The following is a 15,318-nucleotide window of genomic DNA, read 5'->3' as shown; positions in this document are numbered from 1 at the left end:
CGTCGTCACCACAGGCGGATCGTCGGAAAAAGCCTGGGGCTGCCGGAGCTGGCGTGGAACATCAGCCGGATGTTTTCCGTCATCATCAGGCAGGCGGGCCGTTCGGCGACGGCGGGAGAGCGGGACGCCCGGATGGCAAGCACCTCCGGGAACAAATCCGTTTTCCCCAAGCCCGCTTGGGAAATGTCTTGCCCCGGCCGCTTATTCTAGTGGTTATGCCCATGCAACCACGATGCGCCTTGTCATAGACACCAATATTCTCGTTTCGGCCCTCCGCTCCTCGCAGGGCGCGTCGCGCGCGGTTTTGAACCTGCTTTACGAAAACCCGCAGGGCTTCACACCGGTTTTGTCCGTCCCCCTTTATCACGAATACCAGGATGTTCTCTGTCGCCCTGGTATGGTGCCGATTCCGCGCAAGGACATCATGGCTTTTTGCCGCGCCTTTGCCGCGATGTCCGTTCACCAACCCATTTATTTTCTCTGGCGTCCGCAACTCCCCGATCCCAAGGACGAAATGGCCCTTGAACTGGCGGTTGCCGCGGGTGCCGATTACATAATCACACACAACATTTCCGACTTTCCCATCACCAGCCACTTCGGCGTCACTGCACTCACGCCGGGCAAATTCCTGTCACAAATCCATATCAAGACACCATGAGCAACATCACCCTCCGAGTCCCTGATTCCGTTCACGAGCAAGCCCGCAATCTCGCCCGGAGCGACGGCATTTCCGTCAACAGTTTTTACGCCTCGGCGGCTGCGGAAAAAATCGCCGCGATGCGCACAGTCGAATACCTCCGCGAAGAAGCCGCCAGATCGACGCCGTCCGATTTCCTGCGCGTTCTCAACATGGCCCCCAAGGTTCCGCCCGCCCCGGAGGACGTCCTGCCTGCTCGCACACCCGCCCCCCAAAAAACACCCCGACGCCGCGCCGGTTCCCGGCCCCTTTCCGGCCACCGACGAAAGGCTTCCCACGCCTGATTCCCTCCCCCGGAGCCTGCGAACTTGCGTTCGCAGCTACAGGACGCGGGCCGGCTAAACGGATACTGGCGAAGCCCCTGCATCGCAGGCCGTTCCGCTTCGGGATGCGAAACGTATGAACCAGGCAGGTTAGCGGTTCCCGCTGCTGATTATCCGGGCAACAGGCGAAGGTCGGGGACGTGGAAATCGGCGGCGGGCAAGGCGGCGGGAGAGCCGACGCCGACGGCTTTCATGCCGGCGCGGTGCGCGGCCTCGATGCCGGCCCCGGCATCTTCATAGACAACGCATTCCGCTGGCGGGAGGCCCACCTGGCGGGCGCCGAGGAGAAAAACTTCGGGGTCGGGTTTGGCCCTGGTGACGTGGTTGCCGTCAACAATCGCGTCGAAGAGTTCGGTGATGCGGAGATTATCCAGAATCAGGGGAGCGTTTTTGCTGGCGGAGCCGAGGGCGATTTTCACGCCGCGGGCACGGAGTTTTTTCAGGTAATCGCGCGCGCCGGGGAGGAGTTCGGAGGCGTCCATTTTGCGGATGTACTCCACATACCATGCGTTTTTGCGGGCGGCCATCGCCTCGCGTTCCTGCGGGGTGACGGCGATACCGCCGATCTCGAGGAGGATTTCCAGCGAGCGAATCCGGCTGACGCCCTTGAGTCGTTCGTTGTGCGCCTCGGTGAAGGTGAAGCCGAGTTCGGCAGCGAGGCGTTTCCACGCGAGGTAGTGATAGCGGGCGGTGTCAACGATGACGCCGTCGAGATCGAAGATCGCACCACGGGCGGTGGTGATGAACGAGGGAAGAGATGAAGCGAACCTGGCAGGCATTGGAGGAGGAGGGCAGTCAGGACGCGGGTCGCGTGAGGGTTTGTCCGGGGGCGCAGGTGACGGGCTGCCCGGCGAGGACGAAGGGAGCGGGCGCGGTGTTGGCGACGTCGGCGGCGAGTGTGATGGCATCGGGCGTGATGGAGGCGGCGAACCATTGGCCGCGCCAGGTGAAGCGGAAGGCGAGACGTTGCCATTTTTCGGGAAGGCGCGGCGTCAGGCGCATGATGTCGTTGCCGTGCTCGTCCCTGGCGAGGCGGAGTCCGCCGAAACCGAGGACGGCGGTCATCCACGCGCCGCCGTTGGCGGCGGGGTGCGTGCCGCCGATGTAGATGCCGCCGGAGTATTGTTTGGCGTCGCCGGCGAGGTCGATGGTGGCGGTGCGCAGGAAGTATTTGAAGGCGTAGTCGGTGCGTCCGAGCTCGGCGGCGAGGAGGGCATAGACGCAGGGGCTGAGACTGGAGCCGTGCTCGGTGCGCGGCTCGTAAAAATCCCAGTTGGCGCGTTTCACGTCGTCCGAAAAATCCTCGGAAAAGAGGTGGAGCATGAGCACGACGTCAGCCTGCTTGATGACCTGGGTGGAGGTGGCGATGCCGTGTCCGCCGCCCCAGTATTCGGTGGGGTTGAGGACGCGCTTTTTGACTTCGGCGGGCGTGGTGTTTTCGAGTTTGTGGTAACCGGTGAATTGCTCGATGACGCCGGTCTCCGGGTCGGGCGCGGGACGGAAAAGCAACGTATCCATCTCGCGGATGCGCTGAAGGTCGTCGGCGCAGTCGAGGCGCCGGAGGAGAGTGGCGCAGGCGGCGGGGTGTCTTTTTTCGAGGAGGTCAACAACGGCGAGGGCAATGCGCAGGGTGGCGGATGCCATCGCGGTGGTGAAGGCGTTGTTGTCGACGCGCTCATGGTATTCGTCGGGACCGACGACATCGAGGAGCTCGTAACGGTTTTTCTCCGGCTTGAACCACGCATAAGAGAGAAAGAAGCGGGCGCATTCGAGGATGACTTCGGCGCCGCCGTCGGTGAGCAGGGTTTCGTCGCCGGTGAGCCGGTAATGGCGCCAGATGGCGAAGGCGACGTCCGCGCTGATGTGGACTTGCTTGTCGCGGAAATGGGTTCGCATGGGGCGGCCCGTGAAGACGTCGGTGAAGTTGAAGAGCGTGCAGGCGTCGTCGCCGGTTTCCTGGCTTTCCCATGCGTAGAAAGCGCCTCGACAGCCGTATCCGGCGGCCTTGCGGCGCGCGCCGCCGAGGGTTTTTATCCGGTAGCGCATGAGGCGGCGTCCGAGCGCGGGCTGGGTGTGGTCGAAGAAGGGGGACATGAATATTTCCGTATCCCAAAAAACGCCGCCCTTGTAAACTTGGCCGGAAAGCCCGCGCGCGGGGATGGAGCAGCGGTCGCTGGCGGGCGCGATGATGAGAAGCTGGTAGATGCTGTAGCGGAGGGCGAGTTGCGAGTCGTCGTCGCCCTCGATGAGCACGTCGGAGTCGCGCCAGCGGGCGTCCCAAACTGCACGGCTGGCGGCGAGGAGCGCGGCGCGTCCGGCACCGTCGGCGGCGCGTCCGGCGGCAAGCGCGGTGCCGGCGGTGGCGCGGGCGTCGTTGCCATGCCCGGGTCCGGTGACTATGGCGACGTATTTTTCAAATGAATACGTATCGCCGGCGGAAGCCTCGAATTCGAATCGCCGATGAATGGCCTGCGCGGAACGAACGGTTTCGGACGGAGGGAGGTTGTTTGAGCGAATGGCCTCGGCCACGGCGACGGGGACGGATTTTTCCCCGGTGAGTGCGGTCAGGAGGTGGATGCCGTCTTCCTCCCGGCCTTCGAAGCGTCCGAGGTGGGGACCGTTGAGGTCCCACACGTCGCCATCGATGCCGGTTTCGAGACGGACGCGGCAGGGGCGCGTGACCGTGAGCGAGAGCGACATGACGCCGAGCCGGGTGTCGGCAAGACTGAGAAAACGGTCGGCGCAAAGGGTGGCTTCGGCGCCGTCGGGCAGGCGGAAAACCGTCTCGCGTGAATGGACGGCGCCGCGCAGGTCAAGCGACTGGCGGTGGCGGACAAGCGGCGTGGTGAGAACGGAGAGTGGCGTATCGTCAACGATGATACGCGCGTTGAAGGCGTGGGGCGCGTTGACGGGTTCGCGCCATTTGTCGCTAACCTGGTCGTAGAGCCCGGCGAGGGTGCAGGCCGCAAGCTGGTTCTTGTCAAACTCCTCAAGCGTGCCGCGGACGCCCATCACCCCGTTGGCAATGATAAATTTGCTGCCGTTTTTCTCAATATCGCCGGATTGGAAGCCCTCGTGATGAATGGACCAGAGAGAGGAAGGGTTCATGTGTTTGTTGACGCAAATGTCGGTGAGAAAGAGGGGTGTGGAGAATTCGGATACGACCGGACATCAATCGCCTGTTTCCAGCCACGCGGCCCGGATGGCTTCCACGCCGCGCCAAGCCGCGAGCGCCTGCTCTTGCTGCGCCGGATCATCGAAGTTCACATGGCACGCGGACAGATCGACAACGTCCACGCCACATTGACGGATGACGGCGGCTACGCCGGCATTGTCGCTGATATGGCGGAAGGAGAAACTTTTCACGCCCGGTTCGCGGGCGAGGTCAAAGGGGACGGTGTTGTTGTTCATGATGGAAGGGTGAAAGTGGCGCTGGCGTCCCGCCCGCTTCGGAAAAGATTGCGGGCGGGACGCCCGCGGAACACGGGCTGGAAGCCCGTGCCACTTTTTCTGTCAATCGGGCAGGATGCCCATGCCACATTGCGGGCGGGACGCCCGCGCCACACGCTCCCGTGCCAATGCCAATGTTCCCAACGCACTCCTCTTATCGCGGCATCAGGCCGGACGGGAGCGTGATGTTGTTTTCGATTTTGACACCGGCTGCGGCAGAGGGGAGGGCGGGAAGGGTTCCGTCGGTGGTGTTACCCGTCACGACGAGCGAGAGAGGAGCACGGTTGGTTTTGGCGGGTTGCACGGAGAGTGCGTCTTTCCAGCCATAGATGAAGTTGCCCTGGATGAAACCGAAGAGGGCGTTGTTGGGGCTGAGAACGATGGCAGGGCTGTTGCCTTTGACGACCGTGGCGGATTCGGTGCCGGTGGCCTTGGCCTTGTCGTCTTCGTCGGTGAAGAGAAGATACGGAATGGCCTGGGCTTCGGCGGCCTTGCGCGCATCGGCGGCAACGGCGTCGTCGGCATCGGTTTCGATGGGAGCTTCGCGACGGAGGATGTTGTCCTTGACGAGGACGGTGTCGGCGCGGCCCTTCACATTGACAATGAGATCCTCGTAGGGGAGGCGGGAAACGAATTCGTTGCCCATGACGGTGAGGCGGCCTTGATCCACTTTGTCGATACGGCCGTTGATGAATTTGTTGCCGCTGATGGTGACGTCGCGTCCGCGCTGGATGGTGATGGCGGTGGAGCGTTCGGTGAGTTCGCTGACGAAGAGGTTGCCATCGATGTGAACGGAGCCCGCTCCGTACCGGTCTTCCTTGTTGGCGGGGCCGTGATGGAGGCGGATGAAGGGGCCGAGGTATTTGGCGGGCGTGTCCCACCAGCTCCATTCGGAGGACCAGGGTTCGTGGCGGACGATGATCTGGTTGCCGGTGATGAGGAGTTTTTCGCCCCAGTACATGGAGACAATGCCGCCGGCGGTGGAGTTGATGGAGATGTTGTTGGAGAAAACGATGTTTTCGCCGCCTTCGGTGCCGTAGGCGTAGTCGGAGATGAAGCGGGCGATGTTGCCATCGATGACGACCTGGCGGCCCTTGTTGCCCCAGGCGAGGGTATTGCCGTATTCGGCGTAGTTGTTCTGGATAAGAACGTCGAAGGAGCCGGAGGTGTGCTTGTTCCAGTTGGCGTCGCCGGGTTTGATGTCGCGGAAGGCCTTGGTGGCGCTGCCGAGCGGGACTTCGGGGGCTTTGCGCGAGGGATCGGGGGAGCCGCCAAACCAGGAGACCTGATATTTCACGTCGCGCGACCAGTTGTCGTGATGGCGGAAGTTTTCCGTGCCCATCGAAAAGCTGCTGAGGTTGTTGCCGGTGATCATGCGGTTGCCGCGGGCGGTGACGTTGGCGCAGTTGATGGCGGCGAGCATGGCGTGGAGGCGTTGGCCGGTGGAGTTTTCCAGGACAACGTTGCGGCTGTTTTCAACGACGAGGAGGCGCTGGTTGTTGTACGAGCCGAGGTGGGTGTATTTTTTGCTGCCGTCGGGGTTGAAGAAACGCCCCTTGCGGGCGCGCTCGGCAAGGGGGAGGAGTTGGCGCGGGTCGCTGTTTTCCACATGGACGCCGGTGACGATGAGGTCGCTCACGCCGTCGGCATAAATCAGTTTCTGGACGGGCGTGGTTTTTTCGGTGGCTCCGTTCCAGGCAAAATCGTGGCGGAGCCCTTCGATGTGCACGCGGTCGCCGGTGATGATGAGGAGGGTTTTGTCGTCGGTGATTTTTTCGGGGATGGGAACGAGGCGGGCCTTGGGGTCAAAGGTGAGTGTGATGTCGCCCGGAATACGCAGGGTGCCGGTGTGCCATTGGCCGGGGGGGATGGTGAGCCGCCCGTCGGATTTTTTGTCGGAGGCGTCGCCTGCGCGATTGAGGGCGGCTTGAAGAGCGGCGGTGTTGTCGGCGCCGGGCGTGGTGTTGAGCGCGGGCGTGGCGGCGGTCACGGCGGGGGGGAGAGCCGCAAAAGCGGATAGAATGAGGAGGGTTCGGAGGAGCGGTGTCATGGGTGAATGGCTGTTTCAGCCTTCAGGTTTTTGTTTGTCAGGCGGTGGCGAATACGGGGGGGATGGATTCGGAAAGGGAAGATGGGGGGGATGGGGGGCAGGCCTTGAAAGGGACGGGATGGCGCAGGCGCTCCGCGTAGTGCCAGAGGCGGTGGAAGGTGATGCGGTTGGAGTCGTGAAAATTGGGCGCGCCGTCGTAACCGACCCGGGCGAGGTAGATGATGTCGTCGCCGTCGAAATGCCAGTCGATGTACTGGAAACCGGTTTTTTTGTAGGAGGTTTCGGGGTCGAGAGACTGGTCGTCGGTGAGGAGCGTCGCGCAGACGGACCAGTTCCACAAGTCGGGCGAGGAGCAGAGGGTGAGGAGGTTGCGGCGGGAAACGCCGAGGAAGGGCACGTCGGCGGGCGTGCCGTCGGCGAGGGGGATGCGTCCGGCGGCGGGATTGGAGAGCGTGAGGTAGAGGCCGCTGCGGGGGTCGCGGCGGATGGTGAACTTGTGGGTGCCGCCGGGGAAGTCGAAGAAGCCGGTGGCAGGATCGAAATCGAGGCGTCGTCCGTTATCCGATACGCGGAGGCGGGCGGCCTGGTCGGGCATGGGTTCGGCGTTGACGCGAAGGATGTTCCAGACGGTGCCGTCGGGCGCGGCCACGCAGTTGCCTTCGAGCCAGCCGGGGTTGGTGGCAATCCCCCAGCGTTCGACGGGAACCCAGGCGGGATCGAAGGGAATTTTGTTGCTCATGGTCCAGTTGGCGGCGTTGAGCAGATCGGCGTCTTCGGGAGCGGAGATGACGAGCGACTGAAACCCGCGTCCCCAGACGCAGGGGGTGCAATCTTCGAATGCCCGGTAGATGCGCCCTTCGTGGACAAGCACAGGGACGGGCGCGCCGTGGTAATTGGGGCCGGTCTCGCGGGGGCCGCCGGGAAAGAGGAGGCCGGTTGTTGAATTTTGGGGACGGGTCCAGGTGTTGCCGCCGTCGTCGCTGCGGCGGAGGGTGATGGAACCGTAACTACGCGAACAGCCGAGGAGCCAGAGGGCGCCGCGGTGGAGAAAGAGGGTGGCCCAGTAAATGTTGTCGAGGTGGGAGACGTTGCACCAGGTACGGCCGTTGTCGGTGGAGCGATGGAGGCTGGTGAGCGCGCCCTCGCCGTCGATGGCTCCGGGGCTGCCGGGGCCGAAATAGTCGTGCGTGGCCAGCAATGTGCCGTCGGGCAGGCGCACGAGGCTGGGGCTGCCGAGGTAGGTTTTGGTCGCGGGGTCCTGGTAGTGGACTTCGGTGAACGTCATGATGAGTTTTCGTTTCGTGGCCCCGTCGCGTGCGGGTGTGTTTGCATGGCGGTGGCGTGGTGGCGCGCTGGCACGCGTCCGGTGGCGGATTGGCGGGAAAAGCCACCGCTCCGGGGACGCGGGCCTGGCTTATTGGTCGTAGGCGGGATCGCCGATGGGAGCGTTGTCCTTGGAGCCGTCGTAGGCGGGGTCGGCGCGGAGATGGTCGCCGATCATGATCTGGCTGGCTTTGAGGGTGCGGATGTGGCCGTCCGCATAGAGGACGTTGACTTTGCCGGCATGGGGTTTGGGGGTGGCCGTCCTGAGCCGCAGGGGGTTGGTTTCGTAGTCCTTGCTTTCGAACCACTGGAGGATGCTGTTTGAGGGAGCTTCCGTGCAGTGGTCTATGCCGAGGAGGGTGCGCGAGGGGGCGGTCATGCTGGAGAAGGGTCTGCCGCTGACTTGATCGCTGATGCCAAAGGTCCACCAGAGGGCCTGGCCGCGTTCTTTGTAGGGGCGGTTGTGTTTGCTGGTGCAGGCCATGGTGCCGTACATGATGGCTTTGATCTTGTCGTAGCCGGCTGACGCTGGCATGGGGCTGGTTCCGGGGATGCCCAGATAAGGGGCGATCTGGTACCAAGGTTCTTTCGTGGGGCGGTTAGGGTCGGGGGGCGGGTTTATGGTGATGGGGAATTTGTCCTTGTTGTCGTTGATGTAGAGTTTGATGGCGGTGTCCCACTGGCGCCAGTTGGAGACGCATTTGGCGGTGCGGGCGGTGTCGCGGACCTGGCCGACGACGGGGATGATGATCGCCGCGAGGATGCCTATGATGGCGATGACGGTAAGGAGCTCGATCAGAGTGAAGGCGCGGGGGGGGATGTTATTGGTTTTCATGGGGAAAAAAGGAGAGCAGTCAGGCCGAGGTTGCAGCACCCTTGAGGCGGCGGGCAACCACGCAGGCGAGGAGCGCGAGGGCGGTGATTGCCGTCCATGCGGCGGGTTCGGGAACGGCGGCAGTCGCGAGACCGATCGCGGAGAGCGTGGCGTCGGCATTGAAGGCGGAGAGGTCCCAGGCGAGCCAGGCGGTGCTGTCGGCGGCGGTTTTGGAGATGCTGAGGTTGTAGCCATCCATGCCGGCGAGAGCGGTGGCGGCGACGCCGTTGTCGGTGAACCATGCGGCGAGGTCGTCGATGGTTTTGCCGGTGCCGGCGTCGGCGTTGAGATAAAGGGTGAGTTCCTGCCCGGCGGCGAGGCCGGTGATTTCGACAAAACCGGTGGTAGCGGCGGCGAAGGCGCCTGTTCCAACGGTGGTGTTGTCGACGGCGGCGAGGGTGGCTTTCCGGGCGGAGCTGGCGAGGGTGAGCTTGAGCGCGTCGGATGCGGTGGTGGTGGTCCAGAGCGAGGAATCGGGACCGGTGGCGAAGTCACTGGTGAGGGTGCCGCCAGCATTGACGAGGGTGAACTCGTTGGTCCTGGTCAGCGTGAGGCCGCCCTTGAGGCCGGCGTTCAGCGTGCCCGCGAGCGTGGCATTGCCGGTGACGTTGATCGTGCTGACACCGCCGTCGTCGAGGGTGAAGGCGAGGGTGGAGTCGTTGCGGGCGTTCTGGTTGAGGGTGAGGTTGCCGCCGATGTTGATGGTGGCTTTCGAGCCGGTGATGCGTGTGGTGGCTTCGATTGCTCCGGCACCGTTGGTGGTCGCCAGTCCATGGGTGTAATCACCCGTCAGGTTGAGGGTGCCGCCAGCGATGGTGACGATGGCGGTATTGAGGCGGCCGCCTGAGCCGCCGGTGTAGCGGGCTGCGCCGACTTTGAGATTGCCTTGGAGGTTGGCGGTGCCGCCGTTGAGGTTTAGATACGAGAAGGAGCTGCTGGCGGTGTTGTTGCCCATGATGAAATCGTTTTTAACACCGAATGAGCCGCTGTTGAGAGTATAGATGCCGGTGCCGCCGGTGTTGTTGCTGCCGGTGCCGCCGAGAACGAGGGACCTGTCGAAGTTGACGGTGCCGGCGTTGTGGATGACGGTGCCGGTGCCGCCGGCGGCGGTGCCGATCTGGGAGTCGGCGGCGGTTCCCATGCCGAGGTTGGCTCCGGCGTTGATGGTGAGGGTGGCTGTCTTGCCTGCGCCATTTGCCCCCTGGACGAGGAGCAGGTATTGCGCGGTGAGCGGGGCGCTGTTGACGGTCACGTTGCCTTCCTGAATGACAGCATGGTTGGTCGTGTAGCCAGGGTTGCCAGCGGACCAACTGGTGCTGGTGGTCCAGTTGCCGTCGCTGCCGTCCCAAATGGTGGCGACAGCGTGGAGGCGGGGAGAAGCAAGGGAGAGGAGGAGCACGGCGCAAGCGGAGGCGGCGTGACGAAGGAGAGTTTTGCGGGTTTTCATGGTGTTCGGGTGATGGGTGTTTGGCAGGTGGAGGCGCGGGCAGGGTTGCCGGACAGACGGAATAACGTATCCGGACAGCCGTTTCACAAAACCAAAGGCATACCGGAACGGGCCAACGGATACCCGATCCGGTATGCGGCAGGGGTCGGCGAGACAGAGGCCAGAAGCCGGAGGACAGAAGACAGACCGCGGCAGCCATGGGTCGCCGGTTCTCTGGCCTCTGGTCTCTGTCCTCTGGCCAGCGGGCGGGACGCCCGCGCCACTTCCTCAGCGCAGGGCGTTTTCGCGGTATTTTTCGGGGGAAAGGCCGGTGAGTTGTTTGAAGCGGCGGGAGAACGAGAACGGGGTGCTGAATCCACAGGCGAAAGCGAGGGCCTTTATGGATACGTCGGAGGCGATGAGCTGATGGCAGGCCTGCTCGACGAGATGACGCGAGCGGAAGGCACTCGGCGTGACACCGCAGAGGCGTTTGAATTTTTTCCGGTAGGCTTGTTCGCTGAGTTCGAAGGCGCGGCCTTCGGCGACAAGGTCGAGGGGAGCATCAGGCGGCAGGGCGAGCAGGCGGGCGCGGGCTTCGTTGGCCCAGAGGAGATCGGATTGGGTGTGCGGTTTCTGCCAGGTGTCGCATATCTCGGCGAGGAGATCGGTGAGGCGTCCGGCGTCGCGCAACGTGAAATCCTTTCCGGAGGGCCGGGCTGCGAGGGGCAGCACCACGTCGTGGAATCGCTTCAGCCAGTAGTCCACGGGTTGGGGAAGGTGACGCACGGGGATGGCGGGATCGAGCAGGCCGGCCCCTATCCATGCGTCAAAGATGATGCCGGAAAATTCGACATTGATTTCATCCCAACGCTCGCCTTCCGGGGGACCGTAGGCGTGGGGGATGCCGGGGAAAACGCAGATCACGTCGCCCGCCGCAACGGGCAGTGCCTCGCGATGACGGTCGTCGCGAAAGATTCCCCGGCCTTTGGTCACGTAGATGAGCGAATAACGCGAAAACGTATCCAGTTGACCGGCTTTCAGTTCACGTTGATGCGCCCAGCTTTCGTGAATTTGCGTGCTGCGGGTGATGGCCCCGACGGGCGATGGATTGAGCGATTGGGCAATGAGCCAGTAGTCACGAGTCTGTCCGGGAAGGAACCCGGCCTGGTGAATGTATTTGCCGCCGTGGATACGACTGAGGGTTTTGAGGTTTTGCGAAAGCATGGCGTCCGGCATGCGGATTGTGGCAAAATTCCGGGTGGCGCCTGCAATGCAAAAGTTGCCGGCGTCACGGCTGCCGCAGCTCCGCCGCCACCTCCGCCAGCGCGGCGGCGAGGGCCTGCCAGTCGGATTCCGTAGTTTCCCATCCACTACTGATCCGGAGGGAGCGGCGGGCTTCGTCGGGCGAGAGGCCGAGCGCGGTGAGGACGTGCGAGGGGCCCGTCTTGCCGGTCGCGCAGGCGGAGCCGGTGGAAACCTGCGCGTCGCGTTTGTCGAGGCGCGTCACCCAGCGGGTGTTTTCGCCGAAAGGCAGGAGCAGCGAAACGGTGTTCCAGAGACGATCGGCCCCGGCGCCGACGATGCGGGCGCCGGGCACGGCGGCGAGCAGGGCGCGTTCGGCCGTGTCGCGGATACGCAGCCGGTCGCTTTCGAGAAACACTTTTTGTTGCTCGGCATCGGCCAGCGCGGCCACCAGCGCGGCAATGGAGGGGAGGTCTTCGGTGCCGCCGCGGTGATCGTGTTCCTGCGAGCCGCCAGGCTGGAGGCGGAAGCCGGGGTCGTCGGCCGGGAGCTTGACGAAACCGACGCCCTTCGGTCCGCCGAATTTATGGGCGGAGGCGATGAGCGTGGCGCCCGTTTCCGCTTCGCCGAGTCCGCCGCCCGGGAGTTTGCCGAGCCACTGGGTGACGTCGCACACGAAGGGCACGCCGGCTCCTCCCGCCGCCGCGCGGCAGGCGCGGGCGATTTCCCGCCAGGGCTGGATGACGCCGGTCTCGTTGTTCGCGGCCATGACGACAACCGCGCCGGTTTTTACGGACGGATCGGCGAGGACGGTTTCGATGGCCGCGGCCGTGACCACGCCGTCGGCGGTGACGGGCAGCGGGAGGATGCGGTCACCGAAAAATCGCTGCGCGGCGGCGATCACGCAGGGGTGTTCGGTCGGATTGATCGCCAGGCGGCTGTCGGCGGGCAGCGTGGCGGCGAGGCGGCCGAGGACAGCGTGGGCTCCCTCCGTGGCGCCGGAGGTGAAAACGTAGTGCGCGGGTTCGCCGCCGAGAAGCGCGGCGAGGGCTTCGCGGGCGGAGTCGAGCCGGATGCGGGCCCGGGCGGCGGCGCGATAGAGGCTCGAGGGATTGTGCCAGGCTTCGTCGGCCATCTTGAGCCACGCCGCGCGAGCAGCAGGCGAGAGCGGCGTGGTGGCGTTGTGGTCGAAGTAGGACATGGGGGAAAAGCTGAGCCTGAAACCGCAGCAGAGGGAACCGCTAAAGGACGCTAAAGAAAGACGTTGTGAGGCAGGACAATCCGACGATGTCTTCACGCGGCAGGTGAATGTACCGGTCTCCTGATTTCATCATCAACCTGTTCTCCTTTAGCGACTTTTAGCGCCCTTTAGCGGTTTCAATCAAATCCAGGCTGAAAAGCTGAAAGGCGGAGAGCGGAGGATTGAAGGTTCCGGCGAGCCGGGGGGGCGTTCGCGGCTGTTTGCATTTCAGTTTTTCAGCGTTTCAGCCTTTCAGTTTTTTCTAGATTTCCAGCGAGTGGCCGGCGGCGAGCGGGTGGACTTCGTGGCCGCGCGCCTTGGCGGCGGCAGCGAAGGCCTGCGGGTCCTGCACGATGGGTGGCCAGGTGTTGTAGTGCATGGGCACGGCGATGCGGGGTTTCAGGAAATCGAGCGCGTCGATGGCATCTTCCGGACCCATCGTGAAATTGTCGCCGATGGGGAGCAGGGCGGCGTCGAGACCGCCGCGTCCGATAAGCTGCATGTCGAGGAAGAGCGCGGTGTCGCCGGCATGGTAGAGGCGTTTGCCGTCGGCCTCAAGAATGATGCCGCAGGGCACGCCCATGTAGATCGGGTTGAGCCCGGCGTTGAAGCTGGAGGTATGGTGCGCCAGCGTGAGCTTCACCCGGCCGAAGGGGAAGATGTGCGCGCCGCCCGGATTCATGCCGTGCGTGGTGGCGAGGCCCTTGGCGGCGAAGTACTCGGCGATTTCGTAATTGGCGACGAGCGTGGCGTCGTTGGCGCGGGCGATCTCGAAGGCGTCGCAGGAATGATCTTCGTGACCGTGTGTGACGAGCACGGCGTCGCATTTCACGTCCTTCGCCCGGACGGGAGCGAAGGGGTTGTCGGTCAGGAACGGATCGATGATGATCCGCGCCGCGGAGGTTTCGACGAGAAAACAGGAATGGCCGTAATAGGTGATACGCATGATGTGTGGTGTTGTATCAGGGTTGCGGATTCCGGTCAGGGACCGGGGTTAAAAAAACGGGACCCGGACTACTCTGTAAACCAATCTCCGGACGGCTGCAAAGAGGCGCGGGAAGAAATGGTCTGTTTATGTAATCTTTGCATCCTTCGGCGGCTCTCTGCCGGGAGGGGCGGGCCAGCCGTTCACTCGCCGTCGATCTTGCGGATGCGGGCGATGTGGCGGCCGCCTTCGAATTCGGTGGCGAGCCAGGTGCGGACGATTTTGAGGGCTTCTTCCAGGGTGATAGTGCGTTCGCCGAGCGAGAGGACGTTGCCGTCGTTGTGGGAGCGGTTCCAGATGGCGACCTGCTCGTTCCAGCAGAGCCCGCAGCGCACGCCCTTGATGCGGTTGGCGACGATGGCCTCGCCGTTGCCCGAGCCGCCGAGGACGATGCCGCGTTCGAACTCGCCGCGCGCCACGGCTTCGGCGGTGGGCCGGATGAAATCGGGGTAGTCGCAGGAGGCGTCGGAATACGTGCCGAAGTCGCGCACCGTGTGCCCGTCGGCGAGGAGCGCTTCCTTGATTTTTTCCTTGTAGGCGAAACCGGCGTGATCGGAACCGATGGCGATGCTGAATTTTTTCATGATATGGTGAGTCAGATGGATGCGTGGTTGGCAGACCGGAGTCGGACGGCGCCGGGCCGTGGGCCAGCGTTTCTGAAAACCGATGTCCGAACCACACTGGCGCGCCGCTGTCGATCGTGTTATTGTCCTCCCATGAAATCTCCTTTCGGAAAACCCTTCTGGCTGGCGGCGGCAATGGCGGCGGTTCTGGCGGTGGCGGGCTGTTCGAGCCCGGCGTCGCGCATTTCGAAGAACCAGGCGGCGTTCGACACATGGCCGGCGGCCGTGCAGGAAAAAGTGCGCGCGGGGCAGGTGCAGACGGGCTTCACGCCGGAGCAGGTCAAGGTGGCGCTGGGCGAGCCCGACCGGATTTATACGCGGACCAGCACGACCGGCGACACGGAGGTGTGGGCCTGGCGGAGCCGGTCGCCGAGCTTCGGTCTCGGCCTCGGCATCGGCGGGGGAAGCGGCGGCAGCGGCGTGGGAGTCGGCACGGGGGTGGGCATCGGCTCGGGCGACCGCGGCGATGATCGCATCCGCGTGGTTTTTTCCGGCGGCGTGGTGTCCACGATCGAGCAGATGCAGCAATGATTTTTCGCGTTTTTCTTCCGGCCGGTTTCCGTGTCGGCCATGTTCCGTTTATAAATTTGTCGATCTCATGAAAATCCCAGGTGCTGCCACGCTTCTATTGTTCCGGAGGCACTCCGTCCGCCAGACCGGGCGGAGCGTTTCCTTTGCCCTCCTGTTGTTCGCCGCGCTGGCGGCGACGCCGTTGGCCCGCGCGGGCGGGGACGATGAACGTGATTGCTGCGCTCCGCCGCCGGCAGCGGCGGCGATCATGGCGGCGAACGCCGCGAAGAAGGCCGGGCCCGAACCGGCGGCGACGGAGCCGAATCTGCGCGGCGAGGTCATCGCGGTGCTGGCCTCGAGGGGCGGCCTGCTGGTCAAGCACGAAGACGTGCCCGGCGTGATGAAGGCGATGACCATGCTGCTGAAAGTGGACGAAGCCACGCTGGCGGCGGCGAAGAAAGGCGACGCCATCACCGGCCTGCTCGTGCGCAAGGACGACGGCTGGTGGATCGACAAGGCAAAACTGGGTGAGCCAGGGGAGACGGCCGCGAAGTAAGCCCGCCCGGGTGGATCCT

General features: G+C 63.9%; 16 protein-coding genes. 4 read left to right on the top strand and 12 right to left on the bottom strand.

Translation table 11 applies throughout. The annotated features are described in order from the left end of the window. Positions 1 to 5 precede the first annotated feature (5 nt). Entirely contained in the window at positions 6 to 170 is a 165-nt protein-coding gene (locus tag OPIT5_00600; GenBank protein AHF93925.1) for a hypothetical protein, read from the bottom strand. A 62-nt stretch (positions 171 to 232) separates the two neighbouring features. Between OPIT5_00600 and OPIT5_00595 the strand changes: the two genes are divergently transcribed. Both OPIT5_00595 and OPIT5_00590 read left to right on the top strand, forming a co-directional pair. Next, complete coding sequence (locus tag OPIT5_00595; GenBank protein ID AHF88994.1) at positions 233 to 658, top strand: twitching motility protein PilT; 426 nt, start codon at positions 233 to 235, stop codon at positions 656 to 658. Further along, positions 655 to 981 (top strand): pilus biosynthesis protein HicB, encoded by a 327-nt coding sequence (locus OPIT5_00590; GenBank protein AHF88993.1) that lies wholly within the window; start codon positions 655 to 657, stop codon positions 979 to 981. The genes OPIT5_00595 and OPIT5_00590 overlap by 4 nt, the downstream gene beginning before the upstream one ends. Positions 982 to 1,130: 149 nt before the next feature. On the opposite strand, the gene OPIT5_00585 is transcribed toward OPIT5_00590, so the two are convergent. The 11 genes from OPIT5_00585 to OPIT5_00535 form a co-directional block, all read right to left on the bottom strand. Further along, a complete protein-coding gene (locus OPIT5_00585) occupies positions 1,131 to 1,763 on the bottom strand; it encodes a beta-phosphoglucomutase (protein ID AHF88992.1) in 633 nt (210 codons plus the stop codon). Between the two features lie 52 nt (positions 1,764 to 1,815). Beyond that, on the bottom strand, positions 1,816 to 4,128 hold the full coding sequence (locus OPIT5_00580; protein AHF88991.1) for a kojibiose phosphorylase: 2,313 nt from the start codon (positions 4,126 to 4,128) through the stop codon (positions 1,816 to 1,818). 63 nt (positions 4,129 to 4,191) lie between these two features. Further along, entirely contained in the window at positions 4,192 to 4,431 is a 240-nt protein-coding gene (locus OPIT5_00575) for a hypothetical protein (GenBank protein ID AHF93924.1), read from the bottom strand. A 193-nt stretch (positions 4,432 to 4,624) separates the two neighbouring features. Next, positions 4,625 to 6,520, bottom strand: coding sequence for a hypothetical protein (locus tag OPIT5_00570; GenBank protein ID AHF88990.1), 1,896 nt, complete (start codon positions 6,518 to 6,520; stop codon positions 4,625 to 4,627). A gap of 37 nt (positions 6,521 to 6,557) precedes the next feature. After that, on the bottom strand, positions 6,558 to 7,805 hold the full coding sequence (locus OPIT5_00565; protein ID AHF88989.1) for a glycosyl hydrolase: 1,248 nt from the start codon (positions 7,803 to 7,805) through the stop codon (positions 6,558 to 6,560). A 129-nt stretch (positions 7,806 to 7,934) separates the two neighbouring features. Continuing rightward, positions 7,935 to 8,678 (bottom strand): N-terminal cleavage protein, encoded by a 744-nt coding sequence (locus OPIT5_00560; GenBank protein AHF88988.1) that lies wholly within the window; start codon positions 8,676 to 8,678, stop codon positions 7,935 to 7,937. A 19-nt stretch (positions 8,679 to 8,697) separates the two neighbouring features. After that, positions 8,698 to 10,164 carry a hypothetical protein gene (locus OPIT5_00555; GenBank protein ID AHF88987.1) on the bottom strand — a complete coding sequence of 489 codons (1,467 nt, stop codon included), beginning with the start codon at positions 10,162 to 10,164 and terminating at the stop codon, positions 8,698 to 8,700. Positions 10,165 to 10,431: 267 nt separating this feature from the next. Continuing rightward, a complete protein-coding gene (locus OPIT5_00550; protein AHF88986.1) occupies positions 10,432 to 11,379 on the bottom strand; it encodes an AraC family transcriptional regulator in 948 nt (315 codons plus the stop codon). Positions 11,380 to 11,431: 52 nt separating this feature from the next. Continuing rightward, a complete protein-coding gene (locus OPIT5_00545) occupies positions 11,432 to 12,586 on the bottom strand; it encodes an aminotransferase (protein ID AHF88985.1) in 1,155 nt (384 codons plus the stop codon). A gap of 301 nt (positions 12,587 to 12,887) precedes the next feature. Continuing rightward, positions 12,888 to 13,571 carry a metal-dependent hydrolase gene (locus OPIT5_00540; GenBank protein AHF88984.1) on the bottom strand — a complete coding sequence of 228 codons (684 nt, stop codon included), beginning with the start codon at positions 13,569 to 13,571 and terminating at the stop codon, positions 12,888 to 12,890. 182 nt (positions 13,572 to 13,753) lie between these two features. Continuing rightward, positions 13,754 to 14,194: a ribose 5-phosphate isomerase gene (locus OPIT5_00535; GenBank protein ID AHF88983.1), complete on the bottom strand. Its 441-nt coding sequence runs from the start codon at positions 14,192 to 14,194 to the stop codon at positions 13,754 to 13,756. 132 nt (positions 14,195 to 14,326) lie between these two features. Here OPIT5_00535 and OPIT5_00530 point away from each other — a divergent pair, with 132 nt between their 5' ends. Together OPIT5_00530 and OPIT5_00525 are read left to right on the top strand one after the other, a co-directional pair. After that, a complete protein-coding gene (locus OPIT5_00530) occupies positions 14,327 to 14,764 on the top strand; it encodes a hypothetical protein (GenBank protein AHF88982.1) in 438 nt (145 codons plus the stop codon). Between the two features lie 67 nt (positions 14,765 to 14,831). After that, positions 14,832 to 15,299 (top strand): copper-binding protein CusF, encoded by a 468-nt coding sequence (locus tag OPIT5_00525; protein AHF88981.1) that lies wholly within the window; start codon positions 14,832 to 14,834, stop codon positions 15,297 to 15,299. Positions 15,300 to 15,318 lie beyond the last annotated feature (19 nt).

The organism is Opitutaceae bacterium TAV5 (assembly GCA_000242935.3).
Taxonomy (GTDB): Bacteria; Verrucomicrobiota; Verrucomicrobiia; order Opitutales; family Opitutaceae; genus Geminisphaera.
Note: the sequence above shows the minus strand (reverse complement) of the source record. Positions and strands in the feature narration are given on the sequence as shown.

Excerpts from the sequence above, each read along its gene's own strand:
- OPIT5_00545 (AHF88985.1), bottom strand. The coding sequence starts at position 12,586 with ATGTCCTACTTCGACCACAACGCCACCACGCCGCTCTCGCCTGCTGCT.
- OPIT5_00570 (AHF88990.1), bottom strand. The coding sequence starts at position 6,520 with ATGACACCGCTCCTCCGAACCCTCCTCATTCTATCCGCTTTTGCGGCT.
- OPIT5_00560 (AHF88988.1), bottom strand. The coding sequence starts at position 8,678 with ATGAAAACCAATAACATCCCCCCCCGCGCCTTCACTCTGATCGAGCTC.
- OPIT5_00595 (AHF88994.1), top strand. The coding sequence starts at position 233 with ATGCGCCTTGTCATAGACACCAATATTCTCGTTTCGGCCCTCCGCTCC.
- OPIT5_00555 (AHF88987.1), bottom strand. The coding sequence starts at position 10,164 with ATGAAAACCCGCAAAACTCTCCTTCGTCACGCCGCCTCCGCTTGCGCC.
- OPIT5_00590 (AHF88993.1), top strand. The coding sequence starts at position 655 with ATGAGCAACATCACCCTCCGAGTCCCTGATTCCGTTCACGAGCAAGCC.
- OPIT5_00550 (AHF88986.1), bottom strand. The coding sequence starts at position 11,379 with ATGCCGGACGCCATGCTTTCGCAAAACCTCAAAACCCTCAGTCGTATC.
- OPIT5_00565 (AHF88989.1), bottom strand. The coding sequence starts at position 7,805 with ATGACGTTCACCGAAGTCCACTACCAGGACCCCGCGACCAAAACCTAC.
- OPIT5_00540 (AHF88984.1), bottom strand. The coding sequence starts at position 13,571 with ATGCGTATCACCTATTACGGCCATTCCTGTTTTCTCGTCGAAACCTCC.
- OPIT5_00535 (AHF88983.1), bottom strand. The coding sequence starts at position 14,194 with ATGAAAAAATTCAGCATCGCCATCGGTTCCGATCACGCCGGTTTCGCC.
- OPIT5_00530 (AHF88982.1), top strand. The coding sequence starts at position 14,327 with ATGAAATCTCCTTTCGGAAAACCCTTCTGGCTGGCGGCGGCAATGGCG.
- OPIT5_00575 (AHF93924.1), bottom strand. The coding sequence starts at position 4,431 with ATGAACAACAACACCGTCCCCTTTGACCTCGCCCGCGAACCGGGCGTG.
- OPIT5_00580 (AHF88991.1), bottom strand. The coding sequence starts at position 4,128 with ATGAACCCTTCCTCTCTCTGGTCCATTCATCACGAGGGCTTCCAATCC.
- OPIT5_00525 (AHF88981.1), top strand. The coding sequence starts at position 14,832 with ATGAAAATCCCAGGTGCTGCCACGCTTCTATTGTTCCGGAGGCACTCC.